The following is a 15,437-nucleotide window of genomic DNA, read 5'->3' on the forward strand; positions in this document are numbered from 1 at the left end:
GGCTGCGGCGGGCATGATGTCAATCAATAGGTGACGCGGATGCCGCCGGTATAACGCCGGCCGAAGGTTTCACGCTCAATCGTCCGCACATCGGTGCCGACAAAGCGACGGCCGGGGCCATTCAGCAGGTTGGACAAATCGGCATAGACTTCGATGTTCCGGGTGATGGCATAACGCGCCGACACATCGAACTCGCCATCTTGGGCCCAATAAAAATCACCGCCCACACCCGGTTCACCCAGGCCATCGATCCAGCTGGAGCGATACTGGTAGGACACGCGTGCCGAGAAACCATACTTCTCGTAATACGGACCGATGTTCATCACGAAGTCGGAGGTACCGGGGAAGCGCACTTTGCTGCCGTCGGGCGTGGTGGCGTCGCCGCGGTTCACCGTCACGTTGGTCTGGATACCGAAGCCACCAATCCAGCTGTCCGACGCAAGGAAATTGTCCAGCTGCAGCTGGGCAGCAGCTTCAAAGCCGTAGACCTTGCCCTTGCCGCCGTTCAACGTGGTGGAGAAATTATAGACCGACCGGTCGACGCCGCCAGAGTTCAGAACGTCCGAACCGAACTGGCGGGTGAAACCAAACAGCACGTCGCGCACGTCCTTGTAAAACGCGCCTACCATGAAGAAGCCACCGCGGCTGGGGTAATATTCCCAGTACAGATCGACACCGCGGGTCTTCTCTGGGGTTGCATCGGGGTTGCCGCCGGAAACGGTCAAGTTTGCATCGTTGAAGGTGAAGTTCGGGCGCAGCACCGGGTAATCCGGCCGCGCCGCGCCGGTGTTGAACGACAGACGCACCTTCATGTCGGGCGCGGCGTTCCAGTTGAAGTGCACGCTGGGATAAACCTGCTTGAAGCTGCGGTCGATGGTGGCCAACACGGAGTTCGTCGCGGTGACCGCGCCGGGCGTGAGGGCACGGAACGCCGAGGCCTGGTTGTTCACCTGTTCGAAGCGCGCGCCATAAACGATGCTGCCCCAATCTAGCTTGGTGACAGCCATCGCATAGCCTGACAAGACTTCTTCACGCACTTCGTAGAAGTTGGCAGTTTCGAACACGTAAGGCGCAAAAGGTTGCACCTGGTTCACAACGCTGATGATGTTCTGCTTACCATGATAGGGGAAGGTGTAGCCCAGCGGCAGTTGGCCCTGATAATTGCCGGGGATGGCCACCCCCTGCAGGGTGGTCGGCACCCCAGACGCGGTGAAGATATTATTACCATTGGAGGTTGATGTGGCGCTGATGTCGAGCAGGCTTGAGTCAACTTTCTTCACGCGATTGTCATATTGCAGGCCAACACTGAACTTGGTGTTGCCGAACAGCTCGGTTTCGCGGCTCACATCGATACGGCCGGTATAGGCGTTGGTGGTGTCCACCGCCCGAAGGGAGCGGATCCGGTTGAGCGGCGCCGCGAAATCCGTGATCGACCCCAGCCGTATACCGCGCGACAATGTGCCATCGGCGGCGCGCAGCGTGCGATATAGTTCCACCTTTGCCAGCTGCGGATCAGTCAGGTCGTAAAACACCGTCGGGCGGCCAGTGGCGGTGACGCCATTGGTGCCGAACGCCGGGCTTTCATAGTTCAACTGCGACGGGAAGCTGCGATCATCCTTGGACTGGGTGTAGTTGCCGCGCCAGCTGACCGTCCAGGCATCGAACTTGTGATCGCCGCCGATAGTGTTGATGAACACCGATTGCAAAAACTCGCGGCTCAACACGTTCGCATTGATGTCGATACCATAGACCGTGCCCTTATACGGCGTGTTCACGCATGCATCGGCATAGCCGGTGGTGTTGGGGGCCAGCACGTTGTTGGCGCAGGCAGTTGCCGCGTTGGGCGTGACTGACTCGCGGTCATCCATGTCGAAGATGAAGTTGCTGCGCAGTTCGTTGTCGGTGAAGGCTGAATAGATCGACGTGACAAATAGCTTGTTGTCGCTGTCCGGCGCCCATTCCAGCCGGCCGGAGACGCTGTAGTTCTTGCGGGTCAGGCGATACAGCTTGTTTTCAGTTTCACGCGCCCACAGTCGGCGGTTGGCGCCGCCAATGTTGATCAGGCCGTTGGGGTCTTCGTTCGAACCGACCGGGCGCAGATCGCGGCTGACGGTTTCCCAATCAGTTTCGAAATTGTCGGTGGCCATCGTGCGCTCATAGTAGCTGCCCGAAATGACCGCACCGATCTCACCGATCCCGGTTTCCCAGCGATCAGAGATGACGCCGGTAGCTTCATATTCCTTGCCGCCGCCCAGATCGACATAGCCGATGCCGCCGCGCGCCGCGACGTGCAGGCCCTTGTAGTCGAAGGCGGAGCGGGTGATGACATTGACGTTGCCCGCGATCGTCTCGGCGGTCATGTCCGGCGTCACCGCCTTGCGCACGATCACCTGGGTGGCAATCGCCGACGGGATCGAGTCAAAGCGCGCATCGCGGCCTTCCGGCGAGATGACGTTGATGCCGTCGAACGACAGGGTGGTCCAGTTCAGCGGCGAACCACGCAGGTTGATGTAGCGGGCCTGGCCCTGGTCGCGCTGCACAGCAACGCCGGGCAGGCGGGACACGGCCTGGGCGATGTTCTGGTCGGGCAGACGGCCGACGGAGTCGGCAGAGAGCACGCTGACCAGCTGGTCGCTGTTCTTCTGCACCAGCAGCGCGGCGCGTTCCGATTCGCGGATCGGGCGCTCACCCGAAACGACGATCTCGCCATCGGCGGCGGTGGTGGTTTCGCCAGCGCGCGCGCGGGCGGGGGCGGCCTGATCGCCGCCAGCCTGATCGGCAGCAGCCATCACTTGTGCCATGGCGGGCGTGCCAGCCAGGCTGGCAAGCAGAGCGAGACGAAGTGCGGCAGTGCCGCGAGCAGACGAACTGAAGTTCATGACAAGACCTCGCTGTGCCGAACCCGGTGGTCGGCAGACATAGGGCGCGCTAACCATCCCGAGTTACAGCATGGTGACTCTCAGATGACGTTTGGGTGGCTGTGATATGTCGAATTCATGACGAAGCATTCGGGCAACAGGGCGAACCCCGTTAGGGCAGCGGCAGAAAGCTCCAGGCCCAAACGAGAATGCCGCCAGAAATGCACACGGCATAGGGCAAATCAGCCCCCACCTGCACCAGCCGCGGAGCATTGTCGCCGGTGACGCCGGCCACAGCCAGCCCGCGGCGCAGCAGCATCAGCACCAGCGCCAGCACGCCGCCGGCAATGGCGATCAGCACAACCTGCGCTGCCAGCGTGCCCAAGGTTGCCCAGCAGGCGCAGCCGGTCATCACCTTCACATCGCCGCCGCCCAGCCAGCCGCGTGCAAAGGCCAGCAGGCCGAACGCAAAGAAGGCGCCGCCCGCAGCAGCATGGCTGGCCCAGTCAAAGCCGGTTGTCCCCAGTCGACGCGCGCATTTCGATGACACCTTCGAAGATTTCCAGCACCGACACGTCAAAGGTGCCGCCGCCCAAATCAAACACCAGGAAGCGGGTTTCGCCTTCCAGCTGGTGGATGCCATAGGCCAAAGCGGCGGCGGTCGGCTCGTTGATCAGCCGCTCCACCTTGAAGCCGGCCAGTTCGCCGGCGCGGCGCGTGGCCTTGCGCTGCTTGTCGTTGAAATAGGCCGGCACGGTGATCACCGCTTCCGTCACCGCCTCACCCAGATGCGCCTCGGCATCCTCCTTCAGACTGCGCAGCACCATCGCGGAAAGCTCTTCGGCGCCATAGTCGGTCTTGCCCAGCGCGATGCGGTGCTGGGTGCCCATATAGCGTTTGAACGACGTGGCGGTGAGGCCGGCATGGCTGGCCATGCGCTCGCGCGCCGGCCGGCCGACCAGTAACTTGCCATCATCGTCCAGCCCGACCGCCGATGGTGTCAGGCTTTCGCCAAGCCGGTTGGGGATCAGTCGCGGTGCGCCATCGGCCCAATAGGCCGCGGCCCTGTTGGTGGTGCCAAGATCGATGCCGATGATCATGGCACAAGCATAGCGGGCCGCATTGCCGCTGCCAAACGCCGCTTATTGCGCCAGTGTTTTCACAGCTGCAGCGGCAGCCGACGCGCGATTTTCGATCCCCATCTTTTCGAAAACCTGTTCGAGATGCTTGTTCACGGTGCGCGGGGAGATGCCCAAGATCTCGGAAATCTCACGGTTGGCCTTGCCGCGGCTGATCCACAGCAGCACTTCGGCTTCGCGCTCGGTCAGGCCATGGCGCTGGGCCAGCAGCTTCTCGTCGGCACCTTCCAGCGTTTCGGTCAGACGGAAATGCCGCTCTTCGCCCTTGGCGGCCACGGCGGCAAACTCCACCCGGCCATCGGCAAAATCCTGCTTCACCCGCGCCTCGCCCTGGGCCAGCCGCTGCAACTGGCCGGCCAGCGCCAGTGGCAGCTGCCCGCCTACCGCTACGCCAAAGCGGCGATCAAGAATCGCAGCGCTCTTAGGCGTCGTCCACAACACCCGCCCTTCGCCATCCAAAGCCAGCAGCGGCCGGTTACTGGAATCAAGCGCGCTATGGGCGCCGGCGGCAATGCGGGCATTTCCCACATGCACTTTCAGCCGCGCCAGCAGTTCGGCCAACACGATGGGCTTTTTCACATAGTCCACGCCGCCGGCCGCCAGGCCATCGAGCACATTTTCGGTTTCGGTCAGCCCGGTCATGAAGATCACCGGCACGGATGCCAGTGCCGGATCGGCCTTGATGCGCCGCGTCGTCTCGAACCCGTCGATGCCCGGCATCACCGCATCCATCAGCACCAGATCGGGCAATTCCGCAGCCAGGCTGGCGAGTGCGGCGTGGCCATCCCGGGCAATGCGCACGCCATAGCCTTCGCCTTCCAGCGTGTCCGTGAGGAAGCGCAGCGAAGCCGGCGCGTCGTCCACCACCAATATGGTGGAGTGATGGGTTTCGGTCATGGCGTCTTCTCCCCGTTCGCGACCTCAGGCTGCTGTTCTGCCAGCAACTTCTGAAAGGCAGCAAGATCAAACGCGTCCAACGCCGCGGTCAAGCGCGCAACCAGCGGGCCAGCGGCGGGCACGGCTTCGGCCAAGGCAACCAGCGCCGCCGACAGCCCGCGCACATGGCCGGTGCGCGCCAGCCGCGCCAGTTCGGCCAGATGGGCGCGTGCCGCATCGGGCAGCGCAGCAACCGGGGCCACATCCGGGACGCTGCCTTCGTAAATCCAGACCAGGCCAAGCTGGCGGCCCAGCATGCCAAACAACAGTTGCTGGTCCACCGGCTTCACCACAAAGCCATCATGATCGCCGGTGCCGACCACGCCCACCAGTTCACTGGCATTGCCCGACACCATCAATATGCCGTTCTCGCGGCCAAAGCGTTCCCGCAGGCGGCGCGCCACTTCCCAGCCGCCCAGCCCCGGCATCGACACATCGAGCAGCACCAGATCGGGCCGGCCGAGTTCCGCCAGCGACAGCCCGGCACCGCCCGATCCGGCCACGAACAGGTTGAAACCGATCGGGCGCAGCAATTCCTGCCACAGCGCCAACTGGCCGGGATCATCATCAATGGCCAGGATGGTGCGGCGGCGGCCCTCGTATGCTATCGGTAGGCCGCGGGCCTGATCGTCGGGCGGGGCGGCATTGGGCTGCGGCAGCAAAAGTCGCAGCAGGAAACGGCTGCCGACGCTGGGCTCGCTCCTCACCCCGATTTCGGCGCCCATGATCTGCGCCAGCATACGCGACAGCGACAGGCCCAGCCCAATGCCAGGCGCCACGCCGGATGCACGACCGCCGCCGCGATCAAAGGGTTGGAAAATGCGCTCGACATCTTCGGGCGCGATACCGATGCCGGTATCGGCCACTTCGAATTCCGCTACCATCGACCGATAGCGCACCGACAGCCTGACGCTGCCGGTTTCGGTATATTTGATCGCGTTCGAAAGCAGGTTGATCAGCACCTGGCGCAGCCTTCGTTCATCGGCCAGCACCCAGGTCGGCAGATTAGGCGGCAGGCTAAAGACGAACTCCAGGCCCTTGTTCTGCGCTTCGATGCGAAACATGGCCGCCACCTGCTCCACCAGCGCTCGCAACGCCACCGTCTCGCGGTTCAGCTTCATCACGCCGGATTCGATGCGGCTGATATCGAGCAGGCCGTCGACGAGATCGGCGAGATGTTCGGAACTGCGGCGGATGATGCGCCCGGCTTCGCTTGGCGTGATGGCGGCGCCGCGCTCCAGCAGCTGGGCATAGCCGTGAATGGCGTTCAACGGCGTGCGGATTTCGTGGGACAGGCCCATCAGAAACTGTGTCTTGGCCTGGTTGGCGGCTTCGGCCACAGCGCGCGCCTGTTCCAGCTCCGCGATGCGGGCGGCGGGATCGGTGTCAGCCGGATGCGGGCCGGGCACGTTCATCGCCCTGCCTCCACCCCTGTTATAATGCCGTCTGATCTCAACCCCATGATCCTGCTCGTTCGCAACTGCAGCAAACAGCCTAAACCGATGTGCCGCAGTTGCAAATCATGCCACGGCAGGCAAAGTCTGCGCGTTACTCATTTGCAACAGGGGGCAAAGATGCGGAAACAGGCGGCGATGCTGGTGGCGGGCGCATTGGCAGTGCAGACGGCGATGGCCAGCGCTCAGCCCGTGGGGGTGGCCGAAGCCAATACCGCTGCCGCGCTCACCCGCATCAAGGCGCTGAATCCAAAACTCAACGCGGTGATCGCGGTTGATCCCACCGCGATTGATCAGGCGCGCGCGCTTGATCGCCAGCGCAAGGCGCGCGGGCCCCTGCATGGCCTGCCGATCCTGGTGAAGGACAATGTCGACATGGCCGGGTCCTTGCCCACCACCGCCGGCAGCCTGGCCCTGAAAGATAATGTGACCGGCCGCGATGCGCCGTTCCTTGCCCGCCTGCGCGCCGCCGGCGCCGTGATGATGGGCAAGACCAATCTTTCGGAATGGGCGAACATTCGCGCCGATGCCTCGATCTCGGGCTGGAGCGCTGTTGGCGGGCAGACCCGCAATCCGCACGCATTGTCGCGCAACACCTGCGGATCATCATCGGGCAGCGGCGCGGCGGTGGCAGCGCAAATGGTCGATGCCGCGATCGGCACTGAAACCGATGGCAGCGTCACCTGCCCGGCGGCGATGAACGGCATCGTGGGCATCAAGCCCACGGTGGGCCTGGTCAGCCGCACCCATGTCGTGCCGATCAGTCACAGCCAGGATACCGCCGGGCCGATGACCCGCGACGTGACGCTGGCGGCGCGCCTGCTGACCGTGATGGCCGGCAGCGACCTGGCCGATCCGGCCACCAGGGAAGCCGACGCACGCAAAACCGATTATGTCGCCGCCTTAAAGCCCGACGCGCTAAAGGGTGCCCGCATCGGCGTGCTGCGCTGGGCCACCGGCTGGCACACGGGAGTTGATGCCCGCTTCGAAGCCGCGCTTGGCGTGCTGAAGGCGCAGGGCGCCGTGCTGGTCGACATCACCACCGCCCCCAATCGCCGCGAGATTGGGCCTAACGAATTCACCGTGCTGCTGACCGAGCTGAAGGCCGACATGGCGGCCTATCTCGCCACCACGCCGGCCGATGTGAAGCCCCGCACGCTGGCTGACCTCATCGCTTTCAACAAGGCCAATGCGGCGACAGAAATGGGCCTGTTCGGGCAGGACACGTTTGAAAAGGCCGAAGCCACAAAGGGGTTGAATGATCCAGCCTATCTGAAGGCCCGCGAAACCTCGCTGCGGCTGGCCGGCAAGGAAGGCATCGACAAGATGCTGGCCGATGCCAAGGTGGAGGTGTTGGTTGCCCCCACCACCGCGCCGGCCTGGTTCATCGATTCGGTCAACGCCGATCAGTCACCTGGCGGCGGCGCCGGCGGGCTGGCTGCAGTGGCCGGTTACCCGCACCTCACCGTGCCGATGGGCGGCGTGCGCGGCCTGCCGGTGGGGCTGAGCTTCATCGGCCCAGCGTGGAGCGACGCCCGGCTGTTGGCGCTTGGCTATGCCTTCGAACAGGCGGCCCCTGCTATGAAGCTGACGCCGGCCATGGTGCAGACAGTGGAGGAGAGCCCTGAAGTGCAGAAGCTGTTTGCGCCCTCCGTCCGGTAGAAAGCGTAAGGGTTCCAGGCCGCGGCGGAGCATGGCGGATCCCTAAACCCGCAACCCAAACCGGGATGGGCCAGGGCAATCGGGATGGATCTAGGCTGTTGGGTGACTACGCGCTGCGGATCCACCTGGCACACGTCACCACCAAACCACTAACAGGTTTCGCGACAGGGCGCTGACGTATTAGCACAACAGCCACAACACCCCTGTTGCCGATGATTTTGAAGCTGTGACTTTCTACCTCGATCCTTAGCGGGATCGAGCCGGGCCAAGTTATCCGGCACGGGCGACCCCGGCTGTCAGCTTGCTGGCGCTGCTTTCACTTGCTCTTCATCACCCACACGCCATCCCATGCCTCCGTCGGCGGGCTAGCCAAGAGAGCCTGACAACGATCGATATAGGTTTGTGAAAGGCTATCGCTCGGATTGAGCTGTAGGCAACGTTCAAAGCGCTTAATGGCGCGATCGAACTTGCCTCCACGATAATCCACCATGGCTTCGCCGAAATGGTTGACCACGTCCATAAGGTTCGGGAAGCTTTGAGTGTCATGAAAGTCGAGGATTTCGAACACCCGGACCGGCTGCGTCTTGCCTTTGACGACAACCAGGTCGATGTCGCGAAGGCGATACGTTCCGCGCAGCTTAGACACTGTGGATTCACTCGCAAGAATGCGCGCCGAATAAGCCTTACAGGCGCTCTCCAAACGTGAAGCTAGGTTCACACCGTCTCCAATAACGGTATAGTCCATGCGTTTGGGGCTACCGATATTGCCGGACACGACATTATCGGTGTTGAGACCGATACCCATGTCAACGGTTTTCAGACCCTGCGCCTTGCGCACGATGTTCCATTCCCACAGTTCCTGGATCATTGTGATCGCGGCGCGCACAGCGCGATCAGGATCGTCACCTTGGGCGACCGGCAGACCAAAGCAGGCCATGATCGCGTCGCCAATGAACTTGTCCAGCATCCCACCTTCGCGGGTAATGCAATCAACCATCATCGTGAAATACTGGTTGAGGAACTGTACGGTACCCTGCGCCCCGGATTCCTCTGTAATAGCCGTGAAACCGCGCACGTCGGTGAACATGATGGTTGCTTCGGCACTGACGCCACCAAGAAGATCAAGTCCGTCGTTCTCCAGCATCTTTGCAGCGATTACAGGATCCATATAGCGTGACATCGTCGATTTCATGCGTTTTTCACTGCTGATATCTTCCAACATCAGCATCGAACCGAGCGACTTATCATCTGCTGCACGCAATGGCATGAACGTGATGTTGACCGATTTTTCCTTGGCGCCCACTGAAAGGGTGGTGTCAGGGTAGAAGCTGCTCTCTTGGCTGGCCCGGGTGTGTTCGAGTTGGTCCAGTACCCACTGGCCATTTTCGCCCAGCATGTCGGCCAGCGGTTTGCCAATGAGTTCCGTTTCAGATGCGGCCCATATGCGTGCTCCGGCGGCGTTGCTGGTTACGATTATGTTGTTGGCGTCAAGCGTGAGGACGCCGTTAGACATGCTTTGCAACATGCTTTCATTGTAGTTTTTCATCCGTTGCACATCATCGAAAAGCTTCGAGTTTTCGAGCGCAATCGCGATCTGCGCGGTAAACGCCTTCAAGCGTTGTTCATCCTCGTCGGAGAAGCTACCGCCTTTCTTGTTGAGCACCTGCGCCACGCCGATCGCGCGATTTTCCTTGTTGATGATGGGAACGCACAAGATCGATCGTGTGAAGAAGCCGGTCTGCCTGTCGAAGGCAGGGTTGAACCGCAAGTCTGCATAGGCATGCGGAATGTTCATTGTCTGGCCAGCGGTGAAAACGGCACCAGCGATACCTATATTTGCCGGAAAGCGAATTTCCGAGATATCGCCGCCGGTGCTCACCCGTGAAAACAATGTGCCAGTTGGGGTATCGTGCAGGAATATCGTCGCACGTTCAGCGCCCAGCATCTTCGTTGTCTCGCTGACTGCACGCTGCAAAAGGCGAGAAAGGTCGAATTCTGAATTGATGTCCGACACAAGTTCCAGAAACGCCATTTCCTTACCGCGGATGCGTTCAATCTCTTCCAGATATTGCATGCTCTGAAGGATGGTACTGGCTTGGTTAGTGATATCCTGCAGAAGATCGAGATCTGTGTCTGTAAATGTGCCATTGCGGCGATTTAGGCTCTGAATTACCCCAATAATTTCGCCCGAGGCGGCATAAAGCGGTACGCAGATGACATTGCGTGTCACAAAGCCCGTGCGGTCATCAACTGATTGATTGAAGCGAGGGTCTTCGTATGGGTTATCACTACGCACGGCTTCGCCCGATCGGAACACGTGACCGGCGATGCCGCTGCTGTTGAGAATGCGAATTTCGCGGGTGAGATTTCCCTCTGCGACGCGGGAATAAAGCTCGCCTGTCTTGGGGTCGTTTAAAAACAGGGTGCCGCGCTCGCAGTCCAGCTCACGCGAAGTTAGATGCACCAATTCGGCAAGCACGGAGTTCAGATCGGTTAGGCTGGAGCAACGGCGGGTGACTTCCAGCAGCACATTCGCGCGGCGCAAAGCCTCGTCGCGGCGGGTGCGGCGCGAGACCGAGCGGCTGATACCGGTCGGATGTTCAGCTTTCATGCGTTGGTTTCCAGTTGGATGCGGAGCAATTTTATATGTTCCTTGAGAACTTCCTGATCGCGATGGGCCTGCGCCTCTTGCGAACGAAGTGATTGGGCGGCATCCGCATTGGCGGTGTCCAGTTGAAGACGAAGCGCATTGACCGCAGAGCGAAGCTGATCGGTTTCAGCAGCGTGCGCAGCACGCAGCGCCTGCAAGGCGGCCTCCGAAGCAATTGCCTGGCTATCCAGCCCATCCCGCAATGCCTGAACGGTATCCTTTAGGTCAGCAATGTCTTGGGCCATGGCAGCCCGCGCGCTTTGCACTTCGCCTTGAGCTTGTGCGGCGGCCACTTCCAGCGCATTGCGCAGCTGGCCTATTGTCGACTGTAAGTGCAGGTTTTGCGCGTGGAGTTCGGAAATCTCTGCCATTGCCATGGTCGCCAACGGCTTACCCTCCCCAACATGTCATGCCGCGGCCCCGTGGCTTTTTCGAGACAGGGGTTGCAACCGGGCAGTTTTTGTTGCGGGTGACACGAGCCAAAGCAACGGCCTGATCGCTTGCACCCCGCCGTTCACATAAGCCATCGGTTCCACGGTACCCAAGTGCAACAACAACCGCTCTGCGCTTATCCTCGCTGAATGCGATCAGGGGTCAGTTCCCATTGCGCGATCCATCTTGGGGCTTAGGTATCGGTTCGCACTGAACGATAGCTGAAAAACGAACCAACATACTCTGCCAGAAGGACTTTTTCGGTCAGGTGTAACTCTAGCGGTGAGATGAGGACGTTTCAGACCGCGCTTAGCCAATCATCGATACAGTTTTCAGACTTCATCAATGCGGGTTCTCCACGCAACTGCCACCCATATCGCACAAGTGTGAGGCTTGCGGAGCTGCTTTGTGGCATAAAACTTGTTAACTAATTGAGATATAACACTATACTCCCGTTGCACGGGGGGAGGGCAGAAAGTGTGCGGCATCCCAATGTGAAATCGCGGGCATCCTCCAACACCACATCACGTGGACGCCACCCAACAAGCTGCTCATTCGTGACGCCCACAATCCATTCAGTTTTAGGCATCAAAGAGACCTATCACGTGGCCCAATCGTGAAAGTCACCTTCAGCATCCTGTCAGCAATATGTCCGGAATTGGATGATTCTATCACGTGCACCCCTGATTGATGCCGCCCCCAAAGGTTCTCCGGTTTTGTGTCCGGGCATCGTGTGAAGTTCCGGACTTCTGACCCTGTCCCGGATCTTATTCGGCCAAGGTCAATGCTCTGGCCTTTCATCGGCCGGCGTCAGGAACCCCCGTGACGTGTGAGACTGGTTATCGTTTAAGTCCCGCCGCCGCGCTTAAAGTTTGGCCGGAGCTCTCAGCCTCGCCGGATGCATTTTCACGGCACCGTGCCAAATTTCGTATCTACACTTCGTAATCACGAAGGAAACACATGTTTTGGCTGATGTTCGAATGCAGTTACCTTTCGCTAAAAGACTCCGACACGGTCTTCAAGATTGGCTTTGTCAGGTACCTTAAAACCGTGTTTTCACCAGTCTTGATCTCCGCTGTAAGGGTCATCCCGGGCTGAATGATGATCTGCTCGTTGTCACGCTTGGGACGCATTTCGCTAATGTCGACGTCGAGGTTGATGCGATAATATGTGGCGCTTTCGCCATCAGGGCGTTGCTCCACCAATGTGTCTGGGCTGACATAGGAAACGACCCCAACGCCGGAGCCATAAATGGCACTGTCGAACGTGTCGAATTTGACCGATGCCTTTTGCCCGACCTTGATGAACGCGATATCACGGGGGGAGACCTGAGCCTCCACAATAAGTTTTTCTCCGGTGGGTACGATCTGCATCACTTCATCCCCGGGGCGGAGCACGGCGCCGACAGTTGTAAAGCGAACATTCTTGACAATGCCGTTAGCCGGCGAACGTAGTTCTGTGGCTGCGAGTGCGTCCATGCGTTGGGCAAGTATCTGCTGGGCGCTGACTAGTTCTTCTTCGACCTTGGCAAACTCTGCCTGGAGATCCTGCTGGTACTTGCTTCGCTTGTTCACAATCTGCCCTTGAACATCGGCAATCCCGCGCTGCATTCGTATGATCTCGGCACGGGCGACATCACCGCTTGAAACTAGCGGGATATTGAGCTCTAGTTCCTGCTGCATCAGCCGCTTTACTGCTTCCAGTGCGGCAATCTCAGACGAAATCGCTTGGCGGCGCTTTGTGAACAAGGCCGTTTGGTTCGCGATGAAATCTGGGTATGATCGCAGTTCTGCGGGAAAATTCAGTGGGCGGTCATATAGCTCAGCTTCAATACGGGACATTATGCTCCTGAAAGCAGCCACCTTGGCTTGACTTTCTCCAACAGCGGCCTGCACTTTGACGCGATCAATGCGCACCAGCAACTGGCCCTTGCGAACTGCATCACCTTCCCTAACGCGCATTTCCTCCACAACGCCGCCATCCGCAGTCTGAATGACCTGCACTTTGTCGACTGGGATGACCTTACCCATGGCGCGCGTGAGTTGGTCTATTTCTGCCCACTCTGCCCATAGGAAGAACGACAAAACAGCCGCGGCTGAGGTGCTAATGATCCAGCTCGATAGCTGGATCGATTTCAATTTTTCCATTATATTCAACTCATCATCATTGTGCTGGCGCCGCGGTAGCAGGCACCGCCTGCGGGCCCGGCCGCTTGGGGGTGAGCTGGGCTATGACGTCTGCGGTCGGGCCATCAAGCACGATGCGCCCCTGCGCCATCACGATTACACGCTGGACGACTGACAAGAGCTGCAGTCGGTGAGTTACAAGGACAAGGCCTTGTTCAGGACCGATCTGGCTTATCACGCTGTTGATAACCATCTGCTCGGTAGTTTGATCAAGACTGGCCGTTGGCTCATCGAGCAGCATGAAGCCGGGTCGACCAAGGAGGAGCCGCGTCATGCCCACCAAGCCACGTTGTCCGCCTGACAGGCCCCTTCCCCCTTCCGCCAGCATAAGGTCAAGACCCTTAGGATGGCCCGCAATCATGGTGGCCAGGCCCGTGCGCTGGGCGCACTGCAGCAGGTCTTCGTCCGAGATATTGCCAAGCCCCATTACGAGGTTCTCACGCAGGGTCCCGTTCACGAGGCGGTATTCTTGAGGCAGATAAGCGACGTGGGCGCGCAGAATGTCGTCGGCAATCTGCGATACATCGAGCCCGCCAAGTCGTATGGAACCTTCCTTCGGCAGATAGAGGCCAGCGAGCAAGCGCAACAGGGTTGACTTGCCCGAACCAACGCCGCCTATGATCGCTACACGCTCGTTTGATTTTATCTCAAGCCGCGCAATCTCCATGCCCTCACGCGTGCCAGGATAACTGAATTTGAGCTTCTCAACGATCAAGCTCCCTAACAGGCGTTCGGGGCGAAGTGCGCCCTGGCCCGTGCTACGGTCCATCGGCAGAGCAAGGATGGCATCAAGCGCCTTCAGCGAGGAACGCGCGTATCCCCACTGCACGATTAGGTTGGGCAGCATGCTGATGAGCGGCCCATTGATCCGTCCAGCGATGATGGAGCATGCCAGCAGTCCGCCCGACGTCATGCGGCCTTGTGCTACTTCAAAGGCGCCTATGGCCATCAGTAATACGTAGGACACTTGCTGCAGTGATGAGAACACCGAGGATGCTAGTGCGGATGTGCGCTTAATGGGATCTTCATAGTGGTGGATCTCACGGATCAAACGGTTCCACCGCGCAAGCATGAACCAGTTGCCCCGATTTGCTTTGATTGTCTCTACAGCGTCCAACGATTCAACAAGCATGCCGTTCTTGCGATTGCCACTCACCTGCGCTTTCTCGGTCCCCGCGCGAAGGGACCGGGCGATCATAAACGCCACGATCAGGGCAAGCGGCAACGACACCACTGGCACCAGAGCAACGGCGCCGCCGATCCAGAAGACAACCACGATAAAGAGCAACGAGAAGGGCAGATCGGCCATCACGAAAAGCGACGCAGAAGACATGATGCTGCGGACCTGCTCGAGACCCTTAAGTTGGGCGGCCATTGTACCGATGCCAGGTGGACGGGTATCGAGGCGGACAGCCTGAGCGCGCGCGAAGAAATACTCGGATACCTCGGCATCAACTTCCGCAGCTTCCCGCTCAATCAGCAAGGCGCGCGTGGTGCGTAAGACAAGATCAAGGACGAGCGCGATCAAGACGCCAACCGTCAAAACCCACAAGGTAGAGAAGCTGCCAAGCGGAATTACCCGATCGAACAGCTGCATGGAATAAAGGGACGTGGCCAGGGTAAGGATATTGGCGACGACCGTCGCCAGCGTCGCGGTGAGCAACACATTCCGGCGCCGCTTGATGGCGCCCCAGAAAATCGAAACAGCAGCCTCAGGCGTATCGCTGTTCAGCGGATCGGGGAAAGCAAGGTCGAAAAAGGCCAGATCGTCGCTATAAGCGCACACCACATTCACGAAGCTACGCATCCGCAGCGTTGACTCACTGTTCCACTGTTCAGCGACGCCAAAGCCGTCCTTCGGCGACCAGATGAGCAACGGGAACTGGTCAGGCCTCGGTCTCGTAGACAATTGCTGGGGCGCGGGCCAGCCAAGCCGGGCGCACAAGGCAGCGAGTGCGGCTGCGCCATCAGGCAAGCTGTCGCCGTCAAATTCACTTTCCCAACCGGGCGGCAGTGAGGCGGCCTTGGCTACAGCAAACGCATCAAGCGCCGCGATGAGTTGATTATCTTTAGCCATGATTGGGCTCCGTTCCGCCTGCCAACAGCCGCGGCTGCCAAGT

Annotated in this window: 10 protein-coding genes; 1 reads left to right on the forward strand and 9 read right to left on the reverse strand. The window is 60.0% G+C overall.

Annotation, left to right across the window (positions count from 1 at the left end):
* Nucleotides 1–23: 23 nt before the first annotated feature.
* The 5 genes from Q7O19_RS00435 to Q7O19_RS00455 form a co-directional block, all read right to left on the reverse strand.
* The gene (locus tag Q7O19_RS00435; RefSeq protein WP_303807951.1) at nucleotides 24–2,879 is read right to left on the reverse strand and encodes a TonB-dependent receptor; all 2,856 of its coding nucleotides are present in this window, start codon (nucleotides 2,877–2,879) and stop codon (nucleotides 24–26) included.
* 151 nt (nucleotides 2,880–3,030) lie between these two features.
* The gene (locus Q7O19_RS00440) at nucleotides 3,031–3,408 is read right to left on the reverse strand and encodes a prepilin peptidase (RefSeq protein WP_303807953.1); all 378 of its coding nucleotides are present in this window, start codon (nucleotides 3,406–3,408) and stop codon (nucleotides 3,031–3,033) included.
* A complete protein-coding gene (locus Q7O19_RS00445) occupies nucleotides 3,365–3,958 on the reverse strand; it encodes an Hsp70 family protein (RefSeq protein WP_369692392.1) in 594 nt (197 codons plus the stop codon). Before Q7O19_RS00445 ends, Q7O19_RS00440 begins: the two co-directional genes overlap by 44 nt.
* A 42-nt stretch (nucleotides 3,959–4,000) precedes the next feature.
* Nucleotides 4,001–4,894: a response regulator gene (locus Q7O19_RS00450; protein WP_303807955.1), complete on the reverse strand. Its 894-nt coding sequence runs from the start codon at nucleotides 4,892–4,894 to the stop codon at nucleotides 4,001–4,003.
* Complete coding sequence (locus tag Q7O19_RS00455) at nucleotides 4,891–6,348, reverse strand: ATP-binding protein (protein WP_303807957.1); 1,458 nt, start codon at nucleotides 6,346–6,348, stop codon at nucleotides 4,891–4,893. Before Q7O19_RS00455 ends, Q7O19_RS00450 begins: the two co-directional genes overlap by 4 nt.
* 87 nt (nucleotides 6,349–6,435) lie before the next feature.
* Here Q7O19_RS00455 and Q7O19_RS00460 point away from each other — a divergent pair, with 87 nt between their 5' ends.
* Nucleotides 6,436–8,049, forward strand: a complete 1,614-nt coding sequence (locus Q7O19_RS00460; RefSeq protein WP_303807959.1) for an amidase — start codon at nucleotides 6,436–6,438, stop codon at nucleotides 8,047–8,049.
* Between the two features lie 316 nt (nucleotides 8,050–8,365).
* On the opposite strand, the gene Q7O19_RS00465 is transcribed toward Q7O19_RS00460, so the two are convergent.
* The 4 genes from Q7O19_RS00465 to Q7O19_RS00480 form a co-directional block, all read right to left on the reverse strand.
* Nucleotides 8,366–10,660, reverse strand: coding sequence for a GAF domain-containing protein (locus Q7O19_RS00465; RefSeq protein ID WP_303807961.1), 2,295 nt, complete (start codon nucleotides 10,658–10,660; stop codon nucleotides 8,366–8,368).
* Complete coding sequence (locus Q7O19_RS00470) at nucleotides 10,657–11,070, reverse strand: hypothetical protein (protein ID WP_303807963.1); 414 nt, start codon at nucleotides 11,068–11,070, stop codon at nucleotides 10,657–10,659. The genes Q7O19_RS00465 and Q7O19_RS00470 overlap by 4 nt, the downstream gene beginning before the upstream one ends.
* A gap of 1,047 nt (nucleotides 11,071–12,117) precedes the next feature.
* Nucleotides 12,118–13,278: an HlyD family efflux transporter periplasmic adaptor subunit gene (locus Q7O19_RS00475; RefSeq protein WP_303807965.1), complete on the reverse strand. Its 1,161-nt coding sequence runs from the start codon at nucleotides 13,276–13,278 to the stop codon at nucleotides 12,118–12,120.
* Nucleotides 13,279–13,294: 16 nt separating this feature from the next.
* A partial coding sequence (locus tag Q7O19_RS00480) for an ATP-binding cassette domain-containing protein (RefSeq protein ID WP_303807967.1) occupies nucleotides 13,295–15,437 on the reverse strand: 2,143 nt, incomplete at its 5' end.

It is taken from the genome of Sandarakinorhabdus limnophila DSM 17366 (assembly GCF_945882885.1).
GTDB classification, from domain to species: Bacteria; Pseudomonadota; Alphaproteobacteria; order Sphingomonadales; family Sphingomonadaceae; genus Sandarakinorhabdus; species Sandarakinorhabdus limnophila_A.

What these genes read in the sequence shown, in the direction of transcription:
- Q7O19_RS00450 (WP_303807955.1), bottom strand. Translation starts at nt 4,894, where the DNA reads ATGACCGAAACCCATCACTCCACCATATTGGTGGTGGACGACGCGCCG.
- Q7O19_RS00460 (WP_303807959.1), top strand. Translation starts at nt 6,436, where the DNA reads ATGTGCCGCAGTTGCAAATCATGCCACGGCAGGCAAAGTCTGCGCGTT.
- Q7O19_RS00475 (WP_303807965.1), bottom strand. Translation starts at nt 13,278, where the DNA reads ATGGAAAAATTGAAATCGATCCAGCTATCGAGCTGGATCATTAGCACC.
- Q7O19_RS00445 (WP_369692392.1), bottom strand. Translation starts at nt 3,958, where the DNA reads ATGATCATCGGCATCGATCTTGGCACCACCAACAGGGCCGCGGCCTAT.
- Q7O19_RS00435 (WP_303807951.1), bottom strand. Translation starts at nt 2,879, where the DNA reads ATGAACTTCAGTTCGTCTGCTCGCGGCACTGCCGCACTTCGTCTCGCT.
- Q7O19_RS00455 (WP_303807957.1), bottom strand. Translation starts at nt 6,348, where the DNA reads ATGAACGTGCCCGGCCCGCATCCGGCTGACACCGATCCCGCCGCCCGC.
- Q7O19_RS00465 (WP_303807961.1), bottom strand. Translation starts at nt 10,660, where the DNA reads ATGAAAGCTGAACATCCGACCGGTATCAGCCGCTCGGTCTCGCGCCGC.
- Q7O19_RS00470 (WP_303807963.1), bottom strand. Translation starts at nt 11,070, where the DNA reads ATGGCAGAGATTTCCGAACTCCACGCGCAAAACCTGCACTTACAGTCG.